The 22,017-nt window shown below is 71.9% G+C and carries 15 protein-coding genes and 1 pseudogene; 12 read left to right on the forward strand and 4 right to left on the reverse strand.

Annotated elements, in window-relative coordinates; genetic code table 11:
• Positions 1-106 precede the first annotated feature (106 nt).
• Together ACF9IK_RS23915 and eccE are read right to left on the reverse strand one after the other, a co-directional pair.
• The gene (locus ACF9IK_RS23915) at positions 107-877 is read right to left on the reverse strand and encodes a hypothetical protein (RefSeq protein ID WP_395296157.1); all 771 of its coding nucleotides are present in this window, start codon (positions 875-877) and stop codon (positions 107-109) included.
• Entirely contained in the window at positions 877-2,277 is a 1,401-nt protein-coding gene (eccE, locus tag ACF9IK_RS23920; RefSeq protein ID WP_395296158.1) for a type VII secretion protein EccE, read from the reverse strand. Before eccE ends, ACF9IK_RS23915 begins: the two co-directional genes overlap by 1 nt.
• A gap of 169 nt (positions 2,278-2,446) precedes the next feature.
• On the opposite strand from eccE, the gene eccB reads away from it, so the two are divergent.
• The 4 genes from eccB (at position 2,447) to mycP (ending at position 6,286) form a co-directional block, all read left to right on the forward strand.
• Positions 2,447-4,114 (forward strand): type VII secretion protein EccB, encoded by a 1,668-nt coding sequence (gene eccB / locus ACF9IK_RS23925; protein ID WP_395296159.1) that lies wholly within the window; start codon positions 2,447-2,449, stop codon positions 4,112-4,114.
• 179 nt (positions 4,115-4,293) lie between these two features.
• The gene (locus ACF9IK_RS23930) at positions 4,294-4,584 is read left to right on the forward strand and encodes a WXG100 family type VII secretion target (protein ID WP_395296160.1); all 291 of its coding nucleotides are present in this window, start codon (positions 4,294-4,296) and stop codon (positions 4,582-4,584) included.
• A 69-nt stretch (positions 4,585-4,653) separates the two neighbouring features.
• Positions 4,654-4,944: a WXG100 family type VII secretion target gene (locus tag ACF9IK_RS23935; protein ID WP_395296161.1), complete on the forward strand. Its 291-nt coding sequence runs from the start codon at positions 4,654-4,656 to the stop codon at positions 4,942-4,944.
• Between the two features lie 112 nt (positions 4,945-5,056).
• Positions 5,057-6,286, forward strand: a complete 1,230-nt coding sequence (mycP, locus tag ACF9IK_RS23940; protein WP_395296162.1) for a type VII secretion-associated serine protease mycosin — start codon at positions 5,057-5,059, stop codon at positions 6,284-6,286.
• A gap of 349 nt (positions 6,287-6,635) precedes the next feature.
• On the opposite strand, the gene ACF9IK_RS23945 is transcribed toward mycP, so the two are convergent.
• On the reverse strand, positions 6,636-8,051 hold the full coding sequence (locus ACF9IK_RS23945; protein WP_395296163.1) for an APC family permease: 1,416 nt from the start codon (positions 8,049-8,051) through the stop codon (positions 6,636-6,638).
• 503 nt (positions 8,052-8,554) lie between these two features.
• Positions 8,555-12,502 (reverse strand): type VII secretion protein EccCa, encoded by a 3,948-nt coding sequence (eccCa, locus tag ACF9IK_RS23950; RefSeq protein ID WP_395296164.1) that lies wholly within the window; start codon positions 12,500-12,502, stop codon positions 8,555-8,557.
• 420 nt (positions 12,503-12,922) lie between these two features.
• On the opposite strand from eccCa, the gene eccD reads away from it, so the two are divergent.
• The 8 genes and pseudogenes from eccD to thyX all read left to right on the forward strand — a co-directional run bounded on the left by eccD (position 12,923) and on the right by thyX (position 21,891).
• Complete coding sequence (eccD, locus tag ACF9IK_RS23955; RefSeq protein WP_313763807.1) at positions 12,923-14,383, forward strand: type VII secretion integral membrane protein EccD; 1,461 nt, start codon at positions 12,923-12,925, stop codon at positions 14,381-14,383.
• A gap of 174 nt (positions 14,384-14,557) precedes the next feature.
• On the forward strand, positions 14,558-14,848 hold the full coding sequence (gene rpsO / locus ACF9IK_RS23960; protein ID WP_238741294.1) for a 30S ribosomal protein S15: 291 nt from the start codon (positions 14,558-14,560) through the stop codon (positions 14,846-14,848).
• A 466-nt stretch (positions 14,849-15,314) separates the two neighbouring features.
• Positions 15,315-17,522 (forward strand): polyribonucleotide nucleotidyltransferase, encoded by a 2,208-nt coding sequence (locus ACF9IK_RS23965; protein WP_395296165.1) that lies wholly within the window; start codon positions 15,315-15,317, stop codon positions 17,520-17,522.
• A gap of 107 nt (positions 17,523-17,629) precedes the next feature.
• Positions 17,630-18,982: a M16 family metallopeptidase gene (locus ACF9IK_RS23970; protein ID WP_395296166.1), complete on the forward strand. Its 1,353-nt coding sequence runs from the start codon at positions 17,630-17,632 to the stop codon at positions 18,980-18,982.
• A 14-nt stretch (positions 18,983-18,996) separates the two neighbouring features.
• Entirely contained in the window at positions 18,997-19,743 is a 747-nt protein-coding gene (gene dapB, locus ACF9IK_RS23975) for a 4-hydroxy-tetrahydrodipicolinate reductase (protein ID WP_395296167.1), read from the forward strand.
• 25 nt (positions 19,744-19,768) lie between these two features.
• Positions 19,769-20,254 carry a hypothetical protein gene (locus ACF9IK_RS23980; protein ID WP_395296168.1) on the forward strand — a complete coding sequence of 162 codons (486 nt, stop codon included), beginning with the start codon at positions 19,769-19,771 and terminating at the stop codon, positions 20,252-20,254.
• Positions 20,251-20,532, forward strand: a pseudogene (locus tag ACF9IK_RS23985) (FAD-dependent thymidylate synthase); the annotation flags it as partial. The gene ACF9IK_RS23980 and the pseudogene ACF9IK_RS23985, both read left to right, overlap by 4 nt.
• Before the next feature lie 303 nt (positions 20,533-20,835).
• Positions 20,836-21,891, forward strand: coding sequence for an FAD-dependent thymidylate synthase (gene thyX, locus ACF9IK_RS23990; RefSeq protein WP_395298669.1), 1,056 nt, complete (start codon positions 20,836-20,838; stop codon positions 21,889-21,891).
• Positions 21,892-22,017 lie beyond the last annotated feature (126 nt).

Consider the following 22,017-nt stretch of genomic DNA (forward strand, 5'->3'; position numbering starts at 1 on the left):
GCGGTGCCGTTGCCGCATCAAAGACTAGGCCGTGCGGCACCCCTCGATGAAGGCGGAGTCGCATCTCACCCGCGGAGCGGCCGGGGAGCGCCGGGGGCGCACGGGGTCAGTCCATCCGGCGCGGACCGCCCAGGACCTGCTGCTCGGCCTGTCCGGGAATGGTCCGCACGTACTGGCGGCGCATCCGGGTGGTCCACAGCGTCATGTCGTCGCCGAGGGTGGGCAGCGCGGCCACGTCCTGCGGGCCGAGCGAGAGCACCCGACCGACCAGTTCGGCCTCCTGCGGCGAGATGCGCTGCAGCCCGACCAGGTCGGCGGCGTTCAGCACCCGGGACGCGTTCGGGCCCAGGTAGGGCAGCAGGGTCAGGGTGGTCTGCCAGGGCGCGGCCGAGAGCCGGCTGCGCGGCGGGCGCGCGCCGAGGTCGCGGACCACCAGCACCGGGGAGTTCACCGAGGCGCCCTGCGGGCCGAGCCGGCCGACCTGGTGGACGGTGACGCACGGCTGCCCGCCGCCCGCCGCCTGCGCCATCGGGCCCCAGAGCTGGCCGCGGGCGGTCTCGACCGCGATCCGGGCTCCGGTGGCGGCCGCCCGCAGCGCGATCACCTGCGCCGTCCAGACCCCGCCGACCAGCACCAGGTCGTAGGCGCTGGGCCGGAACAGGCCGAGGACGGCCGGCTGCTGCTGCACGTCCTCGCCGATCAGCACGCCGTCGTCGCCGACCGGGAGGGCGAGCGCGCCGAGCTCCTCGACGGTCAGCACGTGCTTCTCCCGCCGGGGGCCGCGCAGCCCGAAGCCGGGCAGGACGCGGGGCCGGACGCGGGACTGCTCGGCGGGGCCGGACTGCGGACCGGGCGTCGGATAGGTCTGGTACGCCATCAGGAAGCACCTCCCAGGGGCAGGGTGGCGAGCATGCCGGGGGCCTGCTCCAGGTCGAGCCGGGCGAGTCCGATGCCGGCGCTCTGCGCCCGGGCCTCCACGAGCCGGCCGATCTGGACGACCTCGCTCTCGCTGCGCCCGGTCACCCGGACGTGGCCGCTGATCGCGACCGAACCGCCGGTGCCGTGACCGGCGGTCAGGCTGAAGGTGCTGGCGAGCGCGGGCGAGCCGGTGACCAGGTTGACCAGGTCGGGCGCGGAGATCCGGCCGGGGGAGCCGCCGGGGCGGCCGAGCTGCGGCCACCGGGAGACCCAGTAGGTGCTGTGCCAGCGGTCGTCGATCCGCCAGAACCGGTTGCTCTCCTGGGTGCGCCGGCCGCTGCCGCCGCCGCTGCCGGTGCCCTGGCGGCCGGCCACGGCGAGCGGGTTGGCACAGGTGGAGATGGCGAGCGCGGCGATCAGCTCGCGCTCGTCCAGCACGGTGGCGCTGAAGCCGGCGCTGTTGAGCCGCCCGGCGAGCTGGTCGGTCACCCGCTGCAGGGCCTTGCGGGCGCCCTCCTCGCCGCCGCCGCGGGCGCGGACGGCGGTGGCGGCCCGCTCCGGGTCGAGCTTGAGCGCCACCCAGGTGAGCCGCAGTCCGGGCGTCGCGGTGCCGTCCGGCAGCTCCTGGTAGGCGCGGGAGGCCAGCGACTGCTCGGGCAGGTGCGGGGCCGGGGCCGGCTGGGTGTGCTGGACCACCTGGACCGACTCCAGGGTGACGTCGTCCACCCGCAGCGCCGAGCAGACCAGGTCCAGCGGAAGCGGCAGCGCGGTGCGCACCGGGCGCAGCGGCTGGTCCTTGGCCTGGACGAGCAGCACCGAGGTGAGGAAGGTGCCGTCGCCGACCATGCCCGTCTCGCGGCGGATCGGACGGCCGCCGAAGTCGGTCTCGGTGGCGTGGGTGCAGGTGCGCAGGGCCGGCTCCAGCTCCAGCGCGGGAGCGATCGCCGGGTCGGTGCCGACCGGCGGGACGTTGGCCCGGGCCTGCTTCCGGCGGGCCTTCAGGGCACCGCGCACCCGCAGCAGCTCCGGGATGGTGCGGCCGCGCAGCGGGATCACCGCGAGGACGACGAGGGCCAGTGCGACCGCGCCGAAGGCCCCGGCCACCGGCTTGCTGATGGTCCAGCCGACGGCCACCAGCGCGACCGCGACCTCGACCAGCACGAGCTGCTGGAGCCTCAGCCGGCCGCCGAGTAGCCCCGGGCGGGGGTGGACGCGGACCTGAACGGGGGCGTCGGGCCCGCCGGAAGACGCCGGCCGGGTCGCGGCGGCGGCCGGGTCGGGCTGCGCCCGTCGGCCGGAGCGGCGCGATCCCCTGCCCTGTGCCGTGCTGCGGCGCCCTGGAGCGGTCTGGCTTGGCATCCCCCGAGTGGCCCTTCCTGATCAGTTGTCGCGGCCCGGTTGGCCGGTCCGCGAACCGTACCCGTACCGTACTCACCGTCTGCTGCCGCATCGTAGAGGGTTCGAGCTTGCGCTCGCCGGGCGGGTGCGGACCACGGGGAGTGTCGGTCAGACAGGGGAGACGACAAGCATGGCATCGCGCCGCGACGAGCTGAACGCCTACACCTTCGCCCGCAAGCGCACGGTCGGGGCCTTCCTGCTGCCTGGTGGCGGCGGAAGCGACGAGGACGCGCCGCGACCGCTCAAGGCGGTCCTGCCGAGCGTCATCGTCGGGGCTCTGGTGGTCACCGGGTTCGGGGTCTGGGGGGTGTTCAAGCCGAGCGCCCCGGTGGGCTGGGACAGCGGCAAGAACATCATCCAGGGCAAGCAGAGCACGACCCGGTACGTGGTGCTGCCGGATCCGGACGGCAAGACCAAGCGGCTGCACCAGGTGCTCAACATGGCCTCGGCGCGGCTGGTGCTGCCGGCGGACGCCAAGGTGGTGGTGGTCGCCGACGACGTGCTCGACCGCTACCCCAACCACGGTCCGACCATCGGCATCCCGTACGCGCCGGACAAGCTGCCGACCAAGGAGAACGTCAGCAAGCCGATGAAGTGGTCGGTCTGCGACCGCCCGGGCTCGGACGACCGCCAGGAGACCGTCAACCAGGCCGTGTTCGTGGCCGGCGGCGCCGACGCGAAGGCACTGGAGGCCAAGGACCGGGTGCTCGACGTCGACCAGGCGCTGCTGGTGCAGCAGGTGGACGAGCAGCAGGTGTCCGTGCAGCCGGGCGCGGGCCAGGCGCCGCCCCCGCAGGCCAAGTTGAAGCTCTTCCTGATCGACGCCAAGGGCCGCAAGCACGCCATCGGCGGCGAGAGCGACCCGGACGGCACCCGGACCCAGCTGATGGGCGCGATCTTCGGCTCGATGGCCGCCCCCCAGCGGGTGAAGAAGGACTGGCTGGACACCCTGGTGCCCGGCAGCGACATCGTCTTCCCGAAGATCGACGGGCTGGGCTCCAACTCCTCGGTGACGCTGCAGAAGCCGGAGGACCGCAAGGTCGGCCGGCTGGTCCGGTTCGGCGAGCGCTACTACGTGGTGGGCAAGGACAGGCTGTTCCAGATCACCCCCTTCCAGGCCGAGCTGATCCGGCAGAACCCGCTGCTGCAGCCGCTCTACAACCAGGACGCGGACAAGACCCCGCGGGTGAACGAGATGACGCCGGCCGACCACGCCGCCTTCAAGAGCGACGCCCTGCTGATGGGCGAGGGCGCCGGCGACTGGCCGACCAGGACCGGTGCACCGGCCAACAACTGGCAGGCCCCGAAGGACGCCAGGACGGTGGTCTGCAGCACCTTCGACGGCGTCGCGGAGGACGGCCGGACGCCGCGCCGCAGCGTCTGGGCCGGGCCGGACTACCCGGTGAAGTACAGCAGCGGCGCCGTCTCCGCCCACGTGACGCCGGGTCACGGGCTCTACTACCGTGCGCTGGACAACGGCGCCGACGGCTCCGGCAGCGACTACCTGATCACCGAGACCGGCCTGCGCTACGCCGTCCCGGCCAACAGCACCGGCGGCAAGGGCGGCGCCCCGACCACCGCGCCGGGCCGGCCGAGCCCGAGCGCGGTGGCGAAGACCCCGTCGGTCCAGCCCACCGACCCGGCCGCGCCGCAGCAGCCGGAGGAGGTCGGCGGCAACCAGGCCAGGCTCGGCTACCAGGGCCTGCAGCCGGCGCCGGTGCCGGTGCAGTGGTCGAACCTGGTCCCGGCCGGTCCGGCGCTGAACTCGAAGAGTGCGACGCAGCAGCAGAACGCCTGACGGGCTGGCCTCGTAAAGGAATTGGCCGCTGTGTCATGGTCTGGTAACTAGCCGTCTCCCGGTGTTGGGCGAGCTGCGTGTGCCGACTACAGTGCTGCAGGACATCACGCCGTGATGCGACGGGGTGGCCGGAAACGGCGCTCCGGACACAATGTCTGTCTCATGGGGGACGGTAGAGCATGGGTCAGTTCAAGACGACCGCTCAGGAAATGATGGCCTTCGCCAAGCACATGGACGAGGTCATCAACAAGATCGACGGTGAGATCAAGGGCCTGAACAGCCTGGTCGACTCGGTCAAGGGCGGCTGGCAGGGCCAGGCTGCCCAGGCCTACACCAACCTGCAGCGCGAGTTCAACGAGGACGCGGTCAAGCTGAACCAGTCGCTGAAGGCGATCAAGGACGCGATCGAGATCACGACCAAGCAGTACTCGGCCACCGACGCGGACCAGCAGGCCGCGTTCAAGGCCTGATCCGCCTCTGCCAGGTAGCCATCGACGTCCCTCTGAGGGACGGCGTCGTCATCCAGACCAGGAGACATAGTGACCGACAGCATCCTCGTCAATTTCGAGCACGTCCGTAGCGCCGGCACTCAGGTCCGCAACACCGCGAACCAGATCAAGCAGCAGCTTGAGGAGCTGAAGTCGGGCGTCAACAAGATCGCCCAGAGCTGGGAGGGTGTCGCGCAGGAGGGCTACCGCGCCCACCAGGCCCAGTGGGACCAGCGCGCCGCCCACCTCCAGGAGACCCTGGCGAAGATCGCCACCGCCCTGGACAGCGCGGCCGACAGCTACAACAACACCGAGAACAACAACAAGAAGCTCTGGAGCTGACAGAGCGCTGCCCCGTCAGGGGCGTGTAGGACTCCGCTGAGGGGCGGGTGCCCGAGCCACGGGCGCCCGCCCCTGGCGCGCAGCACGGCTGGACGACATGAGGGGTGGCAGGGTGTCCGTGGTCAGGTACCGGAAGACGGCCGCGGCGGTGGCCGCGCTGGCGGTGCTCGGCGGTCCGCTGGCCGCCCCGGCGTACGCGGACGGGCCCGGCATCGCCGCGGCCGGCGACTGCTCCAAGAGCGCCCAGAACGTGCAGGCCGTGCCGTGGTCGCTGCAGCGCATGGTGCTCGACGAGCTCTGGCAGGGCGGCCGGACCACCGGCGCGGGCGTCGTGGTCGCGGTCATCGACACCGGCGTGGACGACCAGAACCCGCAGCTGGCCAAGAAGGTCGTCGACGGGGGCTCGCTGCTGAAGGAGAAGGACGGCCGCAAGCCCGAGGGCGGCGGCAACGTCGACCCGGTCGGCCACGGCACCAAGGTGGCCGGCATCGTCGCCGCCGCGCGCAGCGACCAGACCGGCTTCGTCGGAATCGCCCCGGATGCCACCATCCTGTCGCTGCGTCAGAACGACGCGGAGGGCAGCGGCGACGTCCACACCCTGGTGGACGCGATCAACCAGGCGGTCCAGAAGGGCGCCAAGGTCATCAACATCTCCCAGGACGTGCGCGGCGCGGGCGACACCAGGTTCGCCGGCTACGCGGAGCTGAAGGCCGCCGTCGACGCCGCCGAGGCCAACAACGTCGTGGTGGTCGCCTCCACCGGCAACGACGGGAAGAAGGGCGACACCTACCCGGCGGCCTTCCCCACCGTGCTCGCCGTCGGCGCCTCCGACCGCAACAACGAGCGCGCCCCGTTCTCCCAGTACGGCGACTTCGTGGACGTCGCCGCCCCCGGTGTCGACATGCTCTCCACCGTCCCGCACGGCGGCCAGTGCGTGGACAACGGCACCAGCTTCGCGGCACCCTACGTCGCCGGGCTGGCCGCGCTGCTGGTCGGCGCGCACCCCGGTTGGAAGCCGCGGCAGGTCCGGGCCTGGATCGAGCAGACCGCGCAGCGCACCGACCACAAGGCCAACGAGTACGTCGGATGGGGCGTCGTGGACCCGGTGAAGGCCGTCACCAAGGCCCCCGACGTGGCCCCGGACACCGCCACCGAGGACAAGCCGGTCGAGCTGGCCGCCGCCCCGATCCTGCCGCAGCCGGTCGGCCTCGGCGAGACCCAGGCCGACCGCGACCGCCGCACCGCGACCTACGTGCTGGGCATCGGCGCCCTGCTCGTCGCCCTGCTCGTCGGCGGCGGCGTCGTCCTGCGCGACCGCCGCCGCGCCACCCCCGCGGACTGATCCGGAAGATTCTTCCTTCCCGGCTGTCACATTCCGCCGCTCCCGCCGCATCCCACTGGTGCCGACGACGGCGAGCAGGGGACGGCGGGGGATGGGGCGGATCGGTGCCACGCGCGAGGCCAGGGGGCGCGGAGCTCGTGGAACCCGTGGAACTCGTGGCGAGCCGCACCGGCCCGCTCCACCGCTCGGCCTGCCTGCTCACCAGCGGCGGCGTCCACCGGGCCGAGGACCTCGTCCGTCGGCCCGGAGCGGCTGTTCGGGACGTAGCGCGCACGGACGACGGAAGTGCCCCGGGCGAGGGGGAGCCCGGGGCACTTCCGTGTGGGGGTGGGGTGGTGGTCGGCGGGCCTCAGGCCTGCTGCTGGTCCTCGGGGAGGGTGATCACCCAGTGGGAGGCCTGCCGGGGGCGCAGGTAGAAGATCCAGTAGAGGGTCGCGGCGGCGGTGACGCCGCCGGTCCACAGCAGCGGCACGGTGTCCAGCTGGGTGATGATGTAGACGAGCACCACGATCAGCAGCACGGGGACGGCCGGCCAGAGCGGCATCCGCCAGGCGGCGGCGTGCTTGTGGTGGTTGCGGCGCGAGAGCAGCGCGGCGACGGCGACCAGCAGGTACATCCCGGTGACGGCGACGCCGGTGATCTCGCTGAGCAGATCGCCCTCGACGAAGCAGAGCGCGGCGCCCGGCAGGCCGACGGCCAGGGTGGCGACCCAGGGGGAGCCGAACCGGCCGAGGGTGGCGAAGGCCTTGTTGACCGGCTCGGGCCAGGCCTTGTCGCGGGCCGAGGCGAACAGCACCCGGGAGTTCTGGATGACCATGACGATGCCGGCGTTGATGATGGCCAGCGCGACGCAGAGGCTGATGAAGGTGCCGACGGCGGAGTTGCTCCAGGCGGTGACCAGGCCGGAGATGTCGCCGGAGCTCAGGGTCGCCAGGTCCGGGGCGCCCATGGTGATGGCGGCGACCGGGACGAGGATGACGGCGGCGGAGATGGCCAGCGTCCAGAGCACGGTGCGCGAGACGTTGCGGCGGGGGTTCTCCAGCTCCTCGGAGAGGTAGACCGCGGTGGAGAAGCCCTGGGTGATGAAGAGGGCGATGCCGAGCGCGCCGACGATGGCGCCGATGCTCACCGTGGTGACGGTGCCGTCCTCACCGGAGACCACGCCGTGCAGCATGCTCGGGGCGCCGCCGTTGGCGTGGGCGAAGCCGAGCACCGAGACGACTCCGGCCGCGACGACCTCCAGGACCAGGAAGATGCCGGTGATCCAGGCGTTGGCACGCAGGTCCAGCAGGCCGGCCAGGGTGGCGGCGAGCATCACCACGGCGCCGGCGATCGCCTTGTCGACGTGCAGCACCGGGGCGAGGTAGTCGGCCGTGCCGAGGGCGATCACCGAGGGGACGATCAGCACCACGATCAGCGAGAGCACGAAGACCAGCCAGCCGGCCAGGCGGCCCGCCAGGGTGCCGACCATCGCGTACTCGCCGCCGGCGCTGGGGATCAGGGTGCCGAGCTCGGAGTAGCAGAAGGCGACCGCGATGCAGAGCACCGAGCCGATCGCGATGGTCAGCGCAGTGGCGCTGCCGATGCTGGAGAACAGCTCCGGGACGATCACGAAGAGCGTGGACGCCGGGGTCACGCAGGAGAGCGTCAGGAGGGTGCCGCCGACGACGCCGATCGAGCGCTTGAGCGACTGGGGGGAGGCGTTCGCGCCCTCGGTGGCCGTGGTGGGGGCTACGGCGCGTGGCGGGCGAAGCGTGTCGGTCATCTGGCATCCGATCGGCTCTGGGCGGTCCTGGAGAGGGAGCGGTATCGCCTCCGCTGGCTGGCGCTGTCGGTCTCGGTCCTGTCGCTCCCGGGTCGCCATGGAACCTTGGCCGTAAAGAGTGCGTCAATCGCGGAAATGCTTCGGAATCCGTTGCGTTCGATGGCATAAACATGCGAATCAGTGATCACGCATGGTCATTGCGATGTATGTCCGACTTGTTACTTTCGCTGCATGACGCTTGAATCCAAGGTGAACTGCGGATTGCGATCTGCTATTCGAAGGCTGCATCCCGATGTGGGTCTGACTCGCCCAGGCGTCGCCGGGCGGCCTCCGGGGCCGGCCGGCCGGGTACGGGAACCGCAGCGGTGGGCCCGAAAGATCTAGGTAACGTTTCGGAACGTGGGACGCCGAAGGGCCGGACTCCCGAGGAGCCCGACCCTTCGATCACCGTCCGTGACCGCCGCCCGGGGCGGCCGTGCATACCGGGCCGCGCCCGGACCGGACTAGGCCGACGGCAGCCAGCCCGTCTGGACCATCTGGCCGTTGGTCGCCCGACGCGAGACGAACACGCCGCGGCCCGGCGGCAGCGGCTGCGGCTTGACCGTGCCCAGCAGCGCGCCCTCGTCCTTGTTGCCGGACAGGATCACGCCCTGGCCGCCCAGCTCCCGCATCCGCTGCATCACCGGCTCGTACAGCGAGCGCCCGGCGCCGCCGGCGCTGCGCGCGATGATCACGCGCAGGCCGATGTCCCGGGCGAACGGCAGGAACTCGGCCAGCGGCCCCAGCGGGTTGCCCGAGCTCGTCGCCACCAGCTCGTAGTCGTCCACGATCACGAACATGTCCTTGCCGCTGTACCAGCTGCGGTTGCGCAGCTGTTCGGCGGTCACGTCCGGGCCCGGAAGCCGGCGCGAGCAGGCCCCGCGCAGCATCTCCACGATGCTCGTCATGGCCGGCTGCGCGGCCGCGTACTCCACCAGGTACTCCTGCGGCACCACGCCGAGCAGCGCGCGCCGGTAGTCGCCGACGACGATGCCCGCCTGGTCCGGCGTGTAGCGCTCGGTGATCTGCTTGATCAGCATCCGCAGCAGCGCGGACTTCCCCGACTCGGTGTCGCCGAAGACGATGAACAGCGGGTCGGTCTCGAAGTTGACGAAGGCCGGAGCCAGCTCGACCTCGTCCACGCCGAACGAGACCCCGCGCTCGGGGTGCTCGAAACCCTTCGGCAGCGAGTGCCCGTCCAGCACCGCCGGCAGCATCCGGACCTGCGGCGCGAGCGGGCCCGTCCAGGCCGCGTTGACCGCGGCGACCAGCCCGGCCACGCCGTCCTGCAGGTCGTCCACCGAGCTTGAGCCGTCCAGCCGCGGCAGCCCGGAGAGGAAGTGCAGCCGGTCCGGAGTGACGCCGCGGCCCGGCATGGACGGCACGCTCTGCGCCACCTTCCGGTCCACCTCGGACTCCATCGCGTCACCGAGCTTCAGCTCGGTCCGGTTCTGCAGCAGGTCCTTCAGTGCCGGGCGGACCTCCGCGTAGCGGGCCGCGGTGATGATCACGTGGACACCGTAGCCGAGACCGCGCTGCGCGATGTCGCCGATCACCCCCTCCAGCATCTCGAACTCCTGCTTGAAGGTGTTCCAGCCGTCGATCGCGAGGAACACGTCGCCGAACTGCTCGTCCGGCAGCTGCCCCGCCGCCCGGCGGGCCCGGTACGTCGCGATCGAGTCGATCCCGGTCGCCCGGAACAGCTCCTCGCGCCGGTTCAGCACCCCGTGCACCTCGCTGATCATGCGGCGCACCTTCTCGACGTCCAGACGGCCCGCGACCCCGCCGACGTGCGGCAGGTCCTGCAGCGACTGGAAGCCGCCGCCGCCGAAGTCCAGCAGGTAGAACTGCGCCTCCAGCGGGGTGTGGGTCAGCGCGAACGCCGCCACCGTGGTGCGCACCAGCGTCGACTTGCCGGAGCGCGGACCACCCACGATCAGGCCGTGGCCGGCCGCACCCGAGTAGTTCTGGTGCAGCACGTCGCGCCGCTGGTCGCGCGGCCGGTCCACGATGCCGACCGGCACCTCCAGCCGGCCCAGCGCGCCGAAGCCCGGCGAGGTCAGCCCGCGCTCCGCGGTCGCCTGCAGCGGCGGCAGCAGCTGGTCCACGCTCGGCGCCTCGTCCAGCGGCGGCAGCCACACCTGGTGCGCGGCCGGGCCCTGCCCCGCCATCCGCTGCACGAACACGTCCAGCACGGTGTCCACCAGCGCGTCGTCCGGCTCCTCGGCCACCGGCTCGACCTCCTGCACCAGCGGCTCCAGCACCGGCACCTCGGCCGCGGTGAACAGCACCGGCTGCGCCGTCACCAGCCGCCCGCCGGTGGCGCGCTGCTGGCCCGGCGCCCGGTACGGCCCCGAGACGTACGCGGCCTTGAACCGGTCCATCACGTCGGTGCCGAACTTCAGGTAGCCGACACCCGGGACCGGCGGCAGGTGGTACGCGTCCGGCACGCCGAGCGCCGCCCGCGACTCCGCCGCCGAGAAGGTGCGCAGACCGATCCGGTACGAGAGGTAGGTGTCCAGGCCGCGCAGCTTGCCCTCCTCCAGGCGCTGCGAGGCCAGCAGCAGGTGCACACCCAGCGAACGGCCGATCCGGCCGATCTGGATGAACATCTCGATGAAGTCCGGCTTCGCGGTGAGCAGCTCGGAGAACTCGTCGATGATCAGCACCAGCGAGGGCAGCGGGTCGAGCGCCGCACCTGCCGCGCGGGCCCGCTCGTACTCGTGCAGGTTGGCGTAGTTGCCCGCCGAGCGCAGCAGCTCCTGGCGGCGGTTCAGCTCGCCCTCGATCGCGTCCCGCATGCGGTCGACCAGGGTGAGCTCGCCCTCCAGGTTGGTGATCACCGCGGAGGTGTGCGGCATGTCCGCCATGCCGGCGAAGGTCGCGCCGCCCTTGAAGTCGGCGAGGACGAAGTTCAGGATCTCCGAGGAGTGCGTCATCGCCAGCGCCAGCACCAGGGTGCGCAGCAGCTCCGACTTCCCGGAGCCGGTCGCGCCGACGCACAGGCCGTGCGGGCCCATGCCCTCCAGCGCCGCCTCCTTGATGTCCAGGTAGACGTGCTCGCCGCCGGCCCCGACCCCGATCGGCACCCGCAGCTTCTCGTGCTGCGCCCGCGGCCGCCAGCTCCGCGACACGTCGAAGGAGCCCGGGTCGCCCGAGTTCATCAGGTCGGTGAAGTCGAGGTTGGACAGCAGCGGCTCGTCGTCGCCTCCGGCCGAGATCCGGTACGGCGCCAACTGCCTGGCCAGCGCCTCGGACTGCCAGGCCGACAGGGTGTCCGGCGTGCCGGAGTAGGTGGCGCCCGAGGCCGAGCGGAGCACCAGCTGCTCCGGGCTCACCGTGACGATGAGGTGGCCGGTCGGCTCGTCCAGGTCGCCCGGGACCACCTCGATGATGGTCACCCCGTGCACGCCCTCCGGGCCGGCCAGCAGCGAGTCGTGCGGCACCGAGGCGCCGTCCATGACCACCACGATGTGCGGCTGCTCCGTCGTCGGCGCGGCGTCCCGCACGAAGCGCTGGCGGCCCGCCAGTTCGTCCTGGAGCAGGTACTCCAGTTCACCGAGGCCGGTCGCGATCAGCCGCCGCGAGCCCGCGCCGTCGCTCTCCTTGCGGTGCTGGTTGTGCGGGAGCCACTTGATCCACTCCCACTCCTCCACCGCGCCGGGCGCCGCGGCCACCGTCACTAGCAGGTCGTCCGGCGAGTGAAGCGTCGTCAACTGGGCGATCATCGCCCGTACGTTGCCGTACACGGTGTCCGGGTCCCCGCACACCGTGATGTGGTAGAAGGCGCGCAGCGACACCGCGAGCGGCAGGTCCTGCAGGGTGCCGTGAGCCTTGAGGAAGGTGTGCATCGCGGCCGCGGAGAGCGGCTCCAGCTCGTCCATCGGCGCGGTCTGCGGCGCCACCAGCGGCGTCGACAGCTGCACCGGCCCGCGGCCGACCCGGATCTGCGCGAAGTCCGCGTCCCCGCTGCGGCGTTCCCAGATCCGCCGGCCGTCGGCGACGATCGACCAGAGCTGGTCCGGCTCCGGGTTGAGGAACAGCTGCGCGCCGCGCTGGCGCTCGGCCGTGCGGCGCACCTGGCGGCGCATCTGCTGCAGGTACTTCAGGTAGTCGCGGCGCTCGTCGGCGGTGGCGGTCGAGCCGCCCTTGCGTGCCCGCACGATCTGGGCCAGCGCCATGCCGACCGTGGAGACGATCATCAGACCGCCCATGATCTTCATCGGGGCCGCGGCGCCGGGCGAGAAGAAGAACACCGCCGAACCGCCCATGCCGAGCATCGGAAGGATGCTCATCAGCCAGTCCTCGCCGCCGGACCGGGGCAACTCGGGCGGACTGATCAACTCCACCGGCTCTTCCGGCACCGCCGGGGGGTAGGCCCGCGCCGGGCGCTTGACCGTGATCACGCTCATGCTCCCACCCCGCAGCCTCGAACGGACAGCTCGTTCACTTCGGCATCAGCCCTCACGCAACTGGATACGTACGGGTGAGGGCGCCCCGTGTGACGCCGCCCCCGCTCCGCCGACCGCAGGCGCCCCGGGGAGGAGCGCGGCTCCTTGCCCCCGTCGCCTTGCGCAGGGGCCGATCCTACTGGTCGCCCCCGGCGACCCACCGGCGGCACCCCACCGGCCCCTGCTCGACCGGGCCCGGGAACGGAGCGGGTAGGGTAACGCCGCGCCAACTCAAGGCCGGATCGGACCAGTTCCCCGGCCGGGCGCCCGCGCAGTGCAGCAGACCGACCGCCGCCCGCAGGGCGGCACCGTCAACAAGGGGGAGCGCCCAGTGGGTCGAGCGATCGAGGGGTGCGCGATGAACGCCGGCGAGGTGTCAGCATGACCACGTCCGCCACCACCGGCTTCTGCCGGGTCACCGTCGTCGCGCCGGACAGCCGGATCGATGTCGCCCTGCCCGAGGACGTCCCGCTCGCGGACGTCTACCCCGAGGTGCTGCGCCTGTCCGGCCAGACCCAGCCCGACGGCGCGCCGACCGGCTTCCACCTCGTCCGGCGCGACGGCACCGTGCTCGACAGCGGCCTGCCGCTCGCCGCCCAGCAGGTCCGCGACGGCGACCTGCTCAGCCTGCGCCCGTTCGCCGAGTCGCTCCCGCCGGCCGTCTACGACGACGTCGCCGACGCCATCGCCACCGCCGTCGAGGCCGACCGCCGGTTCTGGAGCCCCGAGCTGATGCGGGCCTTCGGCCTCATCGGCGCCGGCGTCCTGCTCACCCTGCTCGGCTTCGCGCTCTGGTTCTCCGACCTGCGCCACGACATGCACGGTCTGCCCGGCGTGCTCTCCGGCGTCACCGCCGTGGTGCTCACCGCCCTGGCCGGCGTCCGCGCCCGGGTCTACCAGGACGCCTGGGCCGCGCTCGCCCTCGGCCTCGGCGCCCTCCCGCACGCCATGATCGGCGGCAGCGGCGTCATCGCGCCCGCCCACGCCTGGGACGGCCCGGGCCGGCTGCAGTTCCTCACCGGCTGCGTCGCCGTCCTCGTCGTCGCCGTGCTGCTGGTCGGCCTGCTGCCCGAACGGGACTCGCTGTTCGTCGCCGCCGCCTTCGTGGCCGCCGCCGGCGCACTCGCCACCTTCGCCGCGGTCCTGCTGCCCGGCACCCCGGTCGGCCACATCGCCGCCGTCACCGGCGTCGCCGCCGTCGCCGTGATCGGCTTCCTGCCCGGCCTCTCCGCCCGCTTCGCCCGGCTGCCCGTCGGCTTCAGCGCCCCCGGCCAGACCCGCACCCGCAGCCGCGACTACGACGAGGAGGCCGGCCGCGCCGAGGCCGTCCAGTACGAGCGGATCGCCCACCAGGCCCGCCGCGGCCACGAGGTGCTCGTCGGCCTCGTCGGCGGCTGCGCCGCGGTGATCGTCGGCGCCTGCGCCGTGCTCGGCTTCACCGACGCGCTCTTCCCGGAGCTGCTCGCGCTCACCCTGGGCATCGCCACCATGCTGCGCGCCCGGCTCTTCCGCTACACCGCGCAGGTCTTCAGCCTCACCATCGCCGGGCTGATCGGACTGTCGCTGCTGATCGTCGGCCTCTCCCTGCACACCCCGCTGTTCATCCTCAAGGCCGCCAGCGCCACCGAGGTCGACCTGCGCACCATCTGGCTGGGCACCTCGATCGCCTTCGGCGCCGCGGTGCTCACCGCCATCGCCCTGGTGGTGCCCCGGCTGGGCGTCTCCCCCTTCTGGGGGCGCATCCTGGACCTGGTCGACAGCCTCACCCTGATGGCCCTCGTCCCGCTGGCGCTCGCCGTGCTCGACATCTACACCCTGGTCCGCGGCGGCATCACCGGCTGACCGGGCCGCCGACGGGCCGCGGGGCGGCACTGGTACGCTTGCCTTTCGAGTGCAGCCGTGTGTCCGCCCCCGGTGGGTCGCAGACCGCAGGCCGCACTCAGTCGCGACACCGAGTTCTCACAGAGTCCTGTGCCGTAGACCAGGACCGCTCGGTATCACCCCGAAGGAGTTGCAGTGGCTCTCGCCTCTGACGTCAAGAAGCAGATCATCGCCGAGTTCGGCACCAAGGAGGGCGACACCGGCTCCCCCGAGGTCCAGGTGGCCATGCTCTCCCGTCGCATCTCGGACCTGACCGAGCACCTGAAGGCCCACAAGCACGACCACCACTCGCGTCGTGGCCTGCTGATCCTGGTCGGCCAGCGTCGCCGCCTGCTGCAGTACCTGGCCAAGAAGGACATCGAGCGCTTCCGTACGCTCGTCGACCGCCTGGGCATCCGCCGCGGTGCCGCCGGCGGCGCCCGCTAAGACCGCCGCTCGGGGCGGCTCCCCACACCGGGGGGCCGCCCCTCGCGCGTATGCCGCGGCCGGTGCCCGCGGAGCACCGGACACACGACCGCGCATAACAACTCGCGCGCACCTCCCCAGGTGGCCGAGGATTGCACCGTAGGGTTGTGGGCATGCCGGGTGATGGCGCGACACCGCGCCACCCAGGCCGAAAGACCCAGACCCCCCGCGGGACGAAGGCTTCAAACGGAAGCCGCCCGCATCCGAGAGAGCGCCCAGACGCGGACCGCCCGTCCAGGCCCGGCAGCCGAGAGGCGCCGGTCCTCGGTAGTGGCCGCCGGAAGCCCCGCAGACGAGCGGGGCCCGCCGGAGGCTTCGATCGAAGACCGGCCCGACTGCCTCCCTCTGTGAAAGAGGGTCCAGGGCCACCGCAAGGCTGTGCGCGGGGGCGCTCTCCCGGAGACGTACGAAAGAGGAGATCTTCCAGGTGGAAGAGAACGTGTTCTACGCCGAGGCCGTGATCGACAACGGTTCCTTCGGCACCCGTACCATCCGCTTCGAGACCGGCCGTCTGGCCCGCCAGGCCGCCGGCTCCGCCGTCGCCTACCTGGACGACGACACCATGGTCCTGTCGGCCACCAGCGCGTCCAAGCAGCCGAAGGAGCACTTCGACTTCTTCCCGCTGACCGTCGACGTCGAGGAGCGGATGTACGCCGCGGGCCGCATCCCCGGCTCGTTCTTCCGTCGTGAGGGCCGGCCCTCCGAGGACGCCATCCTCACCTGCCGCCTGATCGACCGCCCGCTGCGCCCGTCCTTCGTCAAGGGCCTGCGCAACGAGGTCCAGGTCGTCGTCACCGTGATGGCCCTCAACCCGGACCACCTGTACGACGTGGTGGCCATCAACGCCGCCTCCGCCTCCACCCAGCTGGCCGGCCTGCCGTTCTCCGGCCCCATCGGTGGCGTCCGCGTCGCCCTGATCAAGGGCCAGTGGGTCGCCTTCCCGACCCACAGCGAGCTGGAGTCGGCCGTCTTCGACATGGTCGTCGCCGGTCGCGTCCTGCCGGACGGCGACGTCGCGATCATGATGGTCGAGGCCGAGGCCACCGACAAGACCATCAAGCTGGTCACCGACGGCGCCGAGGCCCCGACCGAGGAGGTCGTCGCCGCCGGTCTGGACGCCGCCAAGCCGTTCATCAAGGTCCTCTGCGCCGCCCAGGCCCAGCTGGCCGCCCAGGCCGCCAAGCCGACCGGCGAGTTCCCGGTCTTCCTGGACTACCAGGACGACGTGCTGGCCGCGCTGACCGCCGCCGTCAAGGACGAGCTCTCCCAGGCCCTCACCATCGCGGGCAAGCAGGAGCGCAACAACGAGCTCGACCGCGTCAAGGCGCTGGCCGCCGAGAAGCTGCTGCCGGAGTTCGAGGGCCGCGAGAAGGAGATCAGCGCCGCCTACAACGCGCTGACCAAGAAGATCGTCCGCGAGCGCGTCATCAAGGACAAGGTCCGCATCGACGGCCGCGGCGTCACCGACATCCGCACCCTGGCCGCCGAGGTCGAGGCCATCCCGCGCGTCCACGGCTCCGCCCTGTTCGAGCGCGGCGAGACCCAGATCCTGGGTGTCACCACGCTGAACATGCTGCGCATGGAGCAGCAGCTCGACACGCTCTCCCCGGAGACGCGTCGCCGTTACATGCACAACTACAACTTCCCGCCGTACTCGGTCGGCGAGACCGGCCGCGTGGGCTCGCCCAAGCGCCGTGAGATCGGCCACGGCGCGCTGGCCGAGCGGGCGATCCTGCCCGTGCTGCCGACCCGCGAGGAGTTCCCCTACGCGATCCGCCAGGTCTCCGAGGCGCTCGGCTCCAACGGCTCCACCTCGATGGGCTCGGTCTGCGCCTCCACCATGTCGCTGCTCAACGCCGGTGTGCCGCTGAAGGCCGCCGTCGCCGGCATCGCCATGGGCCTGATCTCGCAGGAGATCGACGGCGAGACCCACTACGTCGCGCTGACCGACATCCTGGGCGCCGAGGACGCGTACGGCGACATGGACTTCAAGGTCGCCGGTACCCGCAACTTCATCACCGCGCTGCAGCTGGACACCAAGCTCAACGGCATCCCGGCGTCGGTGCTGGCCGCCGCGCTGAAGCAGGCCCGCGACGCCCGCCTGCACATCCTCGACGTGATGAACGAGGCCATCGACGCGCCCGACGAGATGTCGCCGAACGCGCCGCGCATCATCACCATCAAGATCCCGGTGGACAAGATCGGTGAGGTCATCGGCCCCAAGGGCAAGATGATCAACCAGATCCAGGAGGACACCGGCGCGGACATCACCATCGAGGACGACGGCACCATCTACATCGGTGCGGTCGACGGCCCCTCGGCGGAGGCTGCCCGTACGACGATCAACCAGATCGCCAACCCGACCATGCCGGAGGTCGGCGAGCGCTACCTGGGCACCGTGGTCAAGACCACGACGTTCGGCGCGTTCGTCTCGCTCATGCCGGGCAAGGACGGCCTGCTGCACATCTCGCAGATCCGCAAGCTGGCCGGTGGCAAGCGCGTCGAGAACGTCGAGGACGTGCTCGGCGTCGGCACCAAGGTCCAGGTCGAGATCGCCGAGATCGACCCGCGCGGCAAGCTCTCCCTGATCCCCGTCATCGAGGGCGAGGAGGGCGGCGAGGCCGCTTCCGAGTGAAGCGCCGCTAGCCCCCCATTCCCAGAGCCCGGTCGCGGCCCGCACGCCCCCGTCGGCGTGCGGGCCGCACCCGGTTGTTCACCCATGCTTTCTACGGAGGTACCCCCGTGGCCCAGGCCTCGGCGGCGAAGCAGCGCCCCGGCACCACCCGGACCCTGCTCAAGGGCGCGGACGGCGCCGGCACGGTGCGCCGCACCGTCCTCCCCGGCGGCCTGCGGGTCGTCACCGAGACCCTGCCGACGGTGCGCTCCGCGACCTTCGGCATCTGGGTCGGCGTCGGCTCGCGGGACGAGACCCCGCAGCTGAACGGGGCCACCCACTACCTGGAGCACCTGCTCTTCAAGGGCACCGAGCGGCGCAGCGCGCTGGACATCTCGGCCGCCCTGGACGCGGTCGGCGGCGAGATGAACGCCTTCACCGCGAAGGAGAACACCTGCTACTACGCGCGGGTGCTCGACACCGACCTGCCGCTGGCCATCGACGTGGTCTGCGACATGCTCACCGGTTCGCTGATCCGACCCGAGGACGTGGAGGCCGAGCGCGGCGTCATCCTTGAGGAGATGGCGATGGCCGAGGACGACCCGGGCGACGTGGTGCACGACCTCTTCGCCAAGGTGATCTTCGGCAGCGGTCCGCTGGGCCGCCCGATCCTCGGCACCCAGGAGACCATCAAGGCGCTCACCCGGGACCAGATCGCCGGCTTCTTCCACCGCCGCTACCGGCCCGAGCACCTGGTCGTCGCCGCGGCCGGCAACCTGGACCACCGCAAGGTCGTCCGGCAGGTCGAGCGGGCCTTCGCCCCGCTGCTGGCCAAGTCCGACGCCGGCCCGGCCGAGGCCCGGCGCGGGGTCAAGACGCTGCGCACGGCCGGCAAGGTCGAGGTGCTCAACCGCGGCACCGAGCAGGCCCACCTGGTGCTCGGCGTGCCCGGTGTGCCGCGGCACGACGAGCGCCGCTGGGCGATGGGCGTGCTCAACGCGGCCCTCGGCGGCGGCATGAGCTCGCGGCTCTTCCAGGAGGTCCGGGAGAAGCGCGGCCTGGCCTACTCGGTGTACTCCTACTCCTCGTCCTACGCGGACAGCGGCCTCTTCGGCATCTACGCGGGCTGCCAGCCCAAGCGCGTCGAGGAGGTGCTGCGGATCTGCCGCGAGGAGCTCGCCAAGGTGGTCGCCGACGGCATCACCGAGGAGGAGCTGCAGCGGGCGATCGGCCAGATCTCCGGCTCCACCGTGCTCGGCATGGAGGACACCGGCTCGCTGATGAACCGGATCGGCAAGGCCGAGCTGAGCTACGGCCACCACCTCTCGGTCGACGACATGCTGGCGAAGATAGCCGCCGTCACCCTGGAGGACGTCCACGAAGTGGCCCGTGACGTGCTCGGTGCCCACCGGCCGTCGCTGGCGCTGATCGGCCCGATCACCGACAAGCGGGCCGCCAGGCTCGCCGACCTGCTGGCCTGAAGGGAACACTCACCATGACGCTGCGTGTCGCCGTGATCGGCGCCAAGGGCCGAATCGGCTCCGAGGCGGTCAAGGCCGTCGAGGCCGCGCCCGACCTGGAGCTGGTCGCCACCCTGGGCCGGGAGTCGAAGCCGGAGGAGCTCACCGAGGCCGGAGTGCAGGTCGCCGTCGAGCTGACCCACCCCGAGTCGGTGATGCCCAACCTCGACTACTGCCTGCACCACGGCATCCACGTGGTCACCGGCACCACCGGCTGGACCGAGGAGCGTCTCGCCACCGTCGGCGGCTGGCTGGACGAGGCGCCCGGGCTGGGCCTGCTGATCGCCCCGAACTTCTCCATCGGCGCCGTGCTCGGTATGAAGTTCGCGCAGACCGCCGCCAGGTACTTCGAGTCGGTCGAGGTGGTCGAGCTGCACCACGACCGCAAGGCCGACGCGCCCAGCGGCACCGCCACCCGCACCGCGCAGCTGATCGCCGCCGCCCGCGCCGAGGCCGGCCGCCCGCGCCAGCAGGACCCGACCACGCACAGCCTCCCCGGCGCCCGCGGCGCCGACGTGGACGGGGTGCCGGTGCACGCGGTCCGGCTGCGTGGCCTGCTCGCCCACCAGCAGGTGATGTTCGGCGACAATGGCGAGACGCTCACCATCCGGCACGACTCGCTGCACCACAGCAGCTTCATGCCGGGCATCCTGCTCGGCGTGCGCAGGGTCGTGGAGACCCCCGGGCTCACCCTGGGCCTCGAACACTTCCTGGACCTGTGACCGTGCCGGCCCCCTGGAGTACGACGTGACCTCCCGTACCGGCTTCTTCGTCCTCGCCGGCGTGCTGCTGCTGGTGGCGCTGATCTGCGTGGGCGAGGGCGTCCAGCTGATCGCCACCGGCAAGCCGCTCGGCGTCGGCATGGGGCTCTGCGCCTTCGTCATCCCGGTGATCGGCATCTGGTTCCTGCGCCAGACCGTCCGCTTCGGCCGCGACAGCGAGCGGCTGGCCCGCGAGCTGGAGGCCGAGGGCGCCCTGCCGGTGGACGAGCTGAAGCGCACCGCCGGCGGGCGGATCGACCGGGACTCGGCCGACGCCGTGTTCGCCCGCCGCAAGGCCGAGGCCGAGGCGGCCCCCGGCGACTGGCGGGCCTTCTTCCGCCTCGCGGTCGCCTACGCCGACGCCGGTGACACCCCCCGGGCCCGCAAGACCATGCAGCACGCGATCCGGCTGCACCGTACGGCCGGCACCACCCGCACCACCATCGACAACCCTGCGAGGAGCAGCGCGTGAGCGACGAACCGACGGCCCCCCAGTTCCGCAGCGACGTCACCGTGGAGCTCGTCCGCAGCGCCGCGGCCGACTCGGACGTGATCTGGGCGGCCCGGGTCTCGACGGCGGGGGAGCAGTCCCTGGAGGCGCTCCAGCAGGACCCGGAGAAGTCCAAGGGCCTGATCAACTACCTGATGCGGGACCGGCACGGCACGCCGTTCGAGCACAACTCGATGACCTTCTTCATCAGCGCGCCGATCTTCGTCTTCCGCGAGTTCCACCGCCACCGCAGCGGCTGGTGCCTCGCCGGGGACACGGAGATCACGCTGCAGGGCAAGGACGGCTCCCTCAAGCGTCGGACCATCGCGGAGCTCCACCGTCAGTGGCACGTCGGCGTCGAGGACCGGGTGCCGGCCCCGAAGGGCGGGGTGACCTGGCACAAGAAGTCCGAGAAGTGGCGGGCGCAGGTCAAGTTCAAGGACGGGACCCACCACCTGGGCCTGTACGACTCCCGTGAGGCGGCCGAGGCGGCCGTCGCTGAGTTCCGTGAGCAGAACCCCGGAAAGCGCACGCGGAAGCCGGAGCCGGTCCGGCGCAACCACGTGCGGTGCTTCGACGAGCGCACCCTCCTCGCCGGGCGGGCGAAGATCGTCGACGTCATGGAGTCCGGGGTCAAGAAGCTCATCAAGCTCACCACGGCCGGCGGCAAGCAGCTGCGCTGCAGCAAGGACCACGCGATCCTCACCCCGGACGGCTGGCGCAAGGCGGGGGAGCTGGCCGTCGGGGACTCGGTGATGACCGGCGGCACCGCGGCGCGCCCCTCCGAGACACTGGTGCCGCCGAGCCTGCGCCGGGGCATCGGGGTCTGGACCTCGATGCAGCGGAACCGGCTCATCGACGAGCTGGACGTCTGCTACCTGTGCTCCCGCAGCTTCCCCCGCGAGGCGCTGGAGCTCGACCACGTCGTCCCGGTCGCGCTCGACCTCGGCAAGGCGCTGGACGAGAAGAACCTCGCGCCCGCCTGCCAGGACTGCCACGCGGCGAAGAGCGCCGACGAGCAGGCCCTGGCGAAGCGCGGTGGCTCGGTGGCCCTGGCCAAGGCCGACCTGGTGACCGGGATCGCCGAGGACGGCGAGGAGATGACCTACGACCTCGCCGTCGAGGGGCCCTGGCACAACTTCCTCGCCGACGGCATCGTCGTCCACAACTCCTACAACGAGGAGTCCGGCCGCTACCGCGAGCTGCAGCCGGTCTTCTACGTGCCGGGCGAGGACCGCAAGCTGGTCCAGGAGGGCCGCCCGGGCCGCTACGAGTTCGTCGAGGGGACCCCCGAGCAGCACAGGACCACCACCGGGGCGATGGAGACGGCCTACCGCGAGGCGTACGGGCGCTACCGGGAGATGCTGGACGCCGGCGTCGCCCGCGAGGTGGCCCGGGCGGTGCTGCCGGTCGGCCTCTTCTCGTCCATGTACGCGACCTGCAACGCCCGCTCGCTGATGCACTTCCTGTCGCTGCGGACCAAGAAGGAGAACGCCGCCGTGCCGTCCTTCCCGCAGCGCGAGATCGAGATGGTCGCCGAGCAGATGGAGGAGCAGTGGGCCCGGCTCATGCCGCTCACCCATGCGGCCTTCGAGAAGCACGGCCGAGTCGCCCCCTGACCTGGGATGACTGGCATATGGGCGGCTTGCCTGGCATGTCTGGATTGCGGCTTTTCCGGCCGCTCCCTACGCTCGTGACACGGATTCCGGTGCTGCATGAACCCCCGAGCATGCAGCACCGGAATC

It is taken from the genome of Kitasatospora hibisci, from assembly GCF_043950205.1.
Taxonomy (GTDB): domain Bacteria; phylum Actinomycetota; class Actinomycetes; order Streptomycetales; family Streptomycetaceae; genus Kitasatospora; species Kitasatospora hibisci.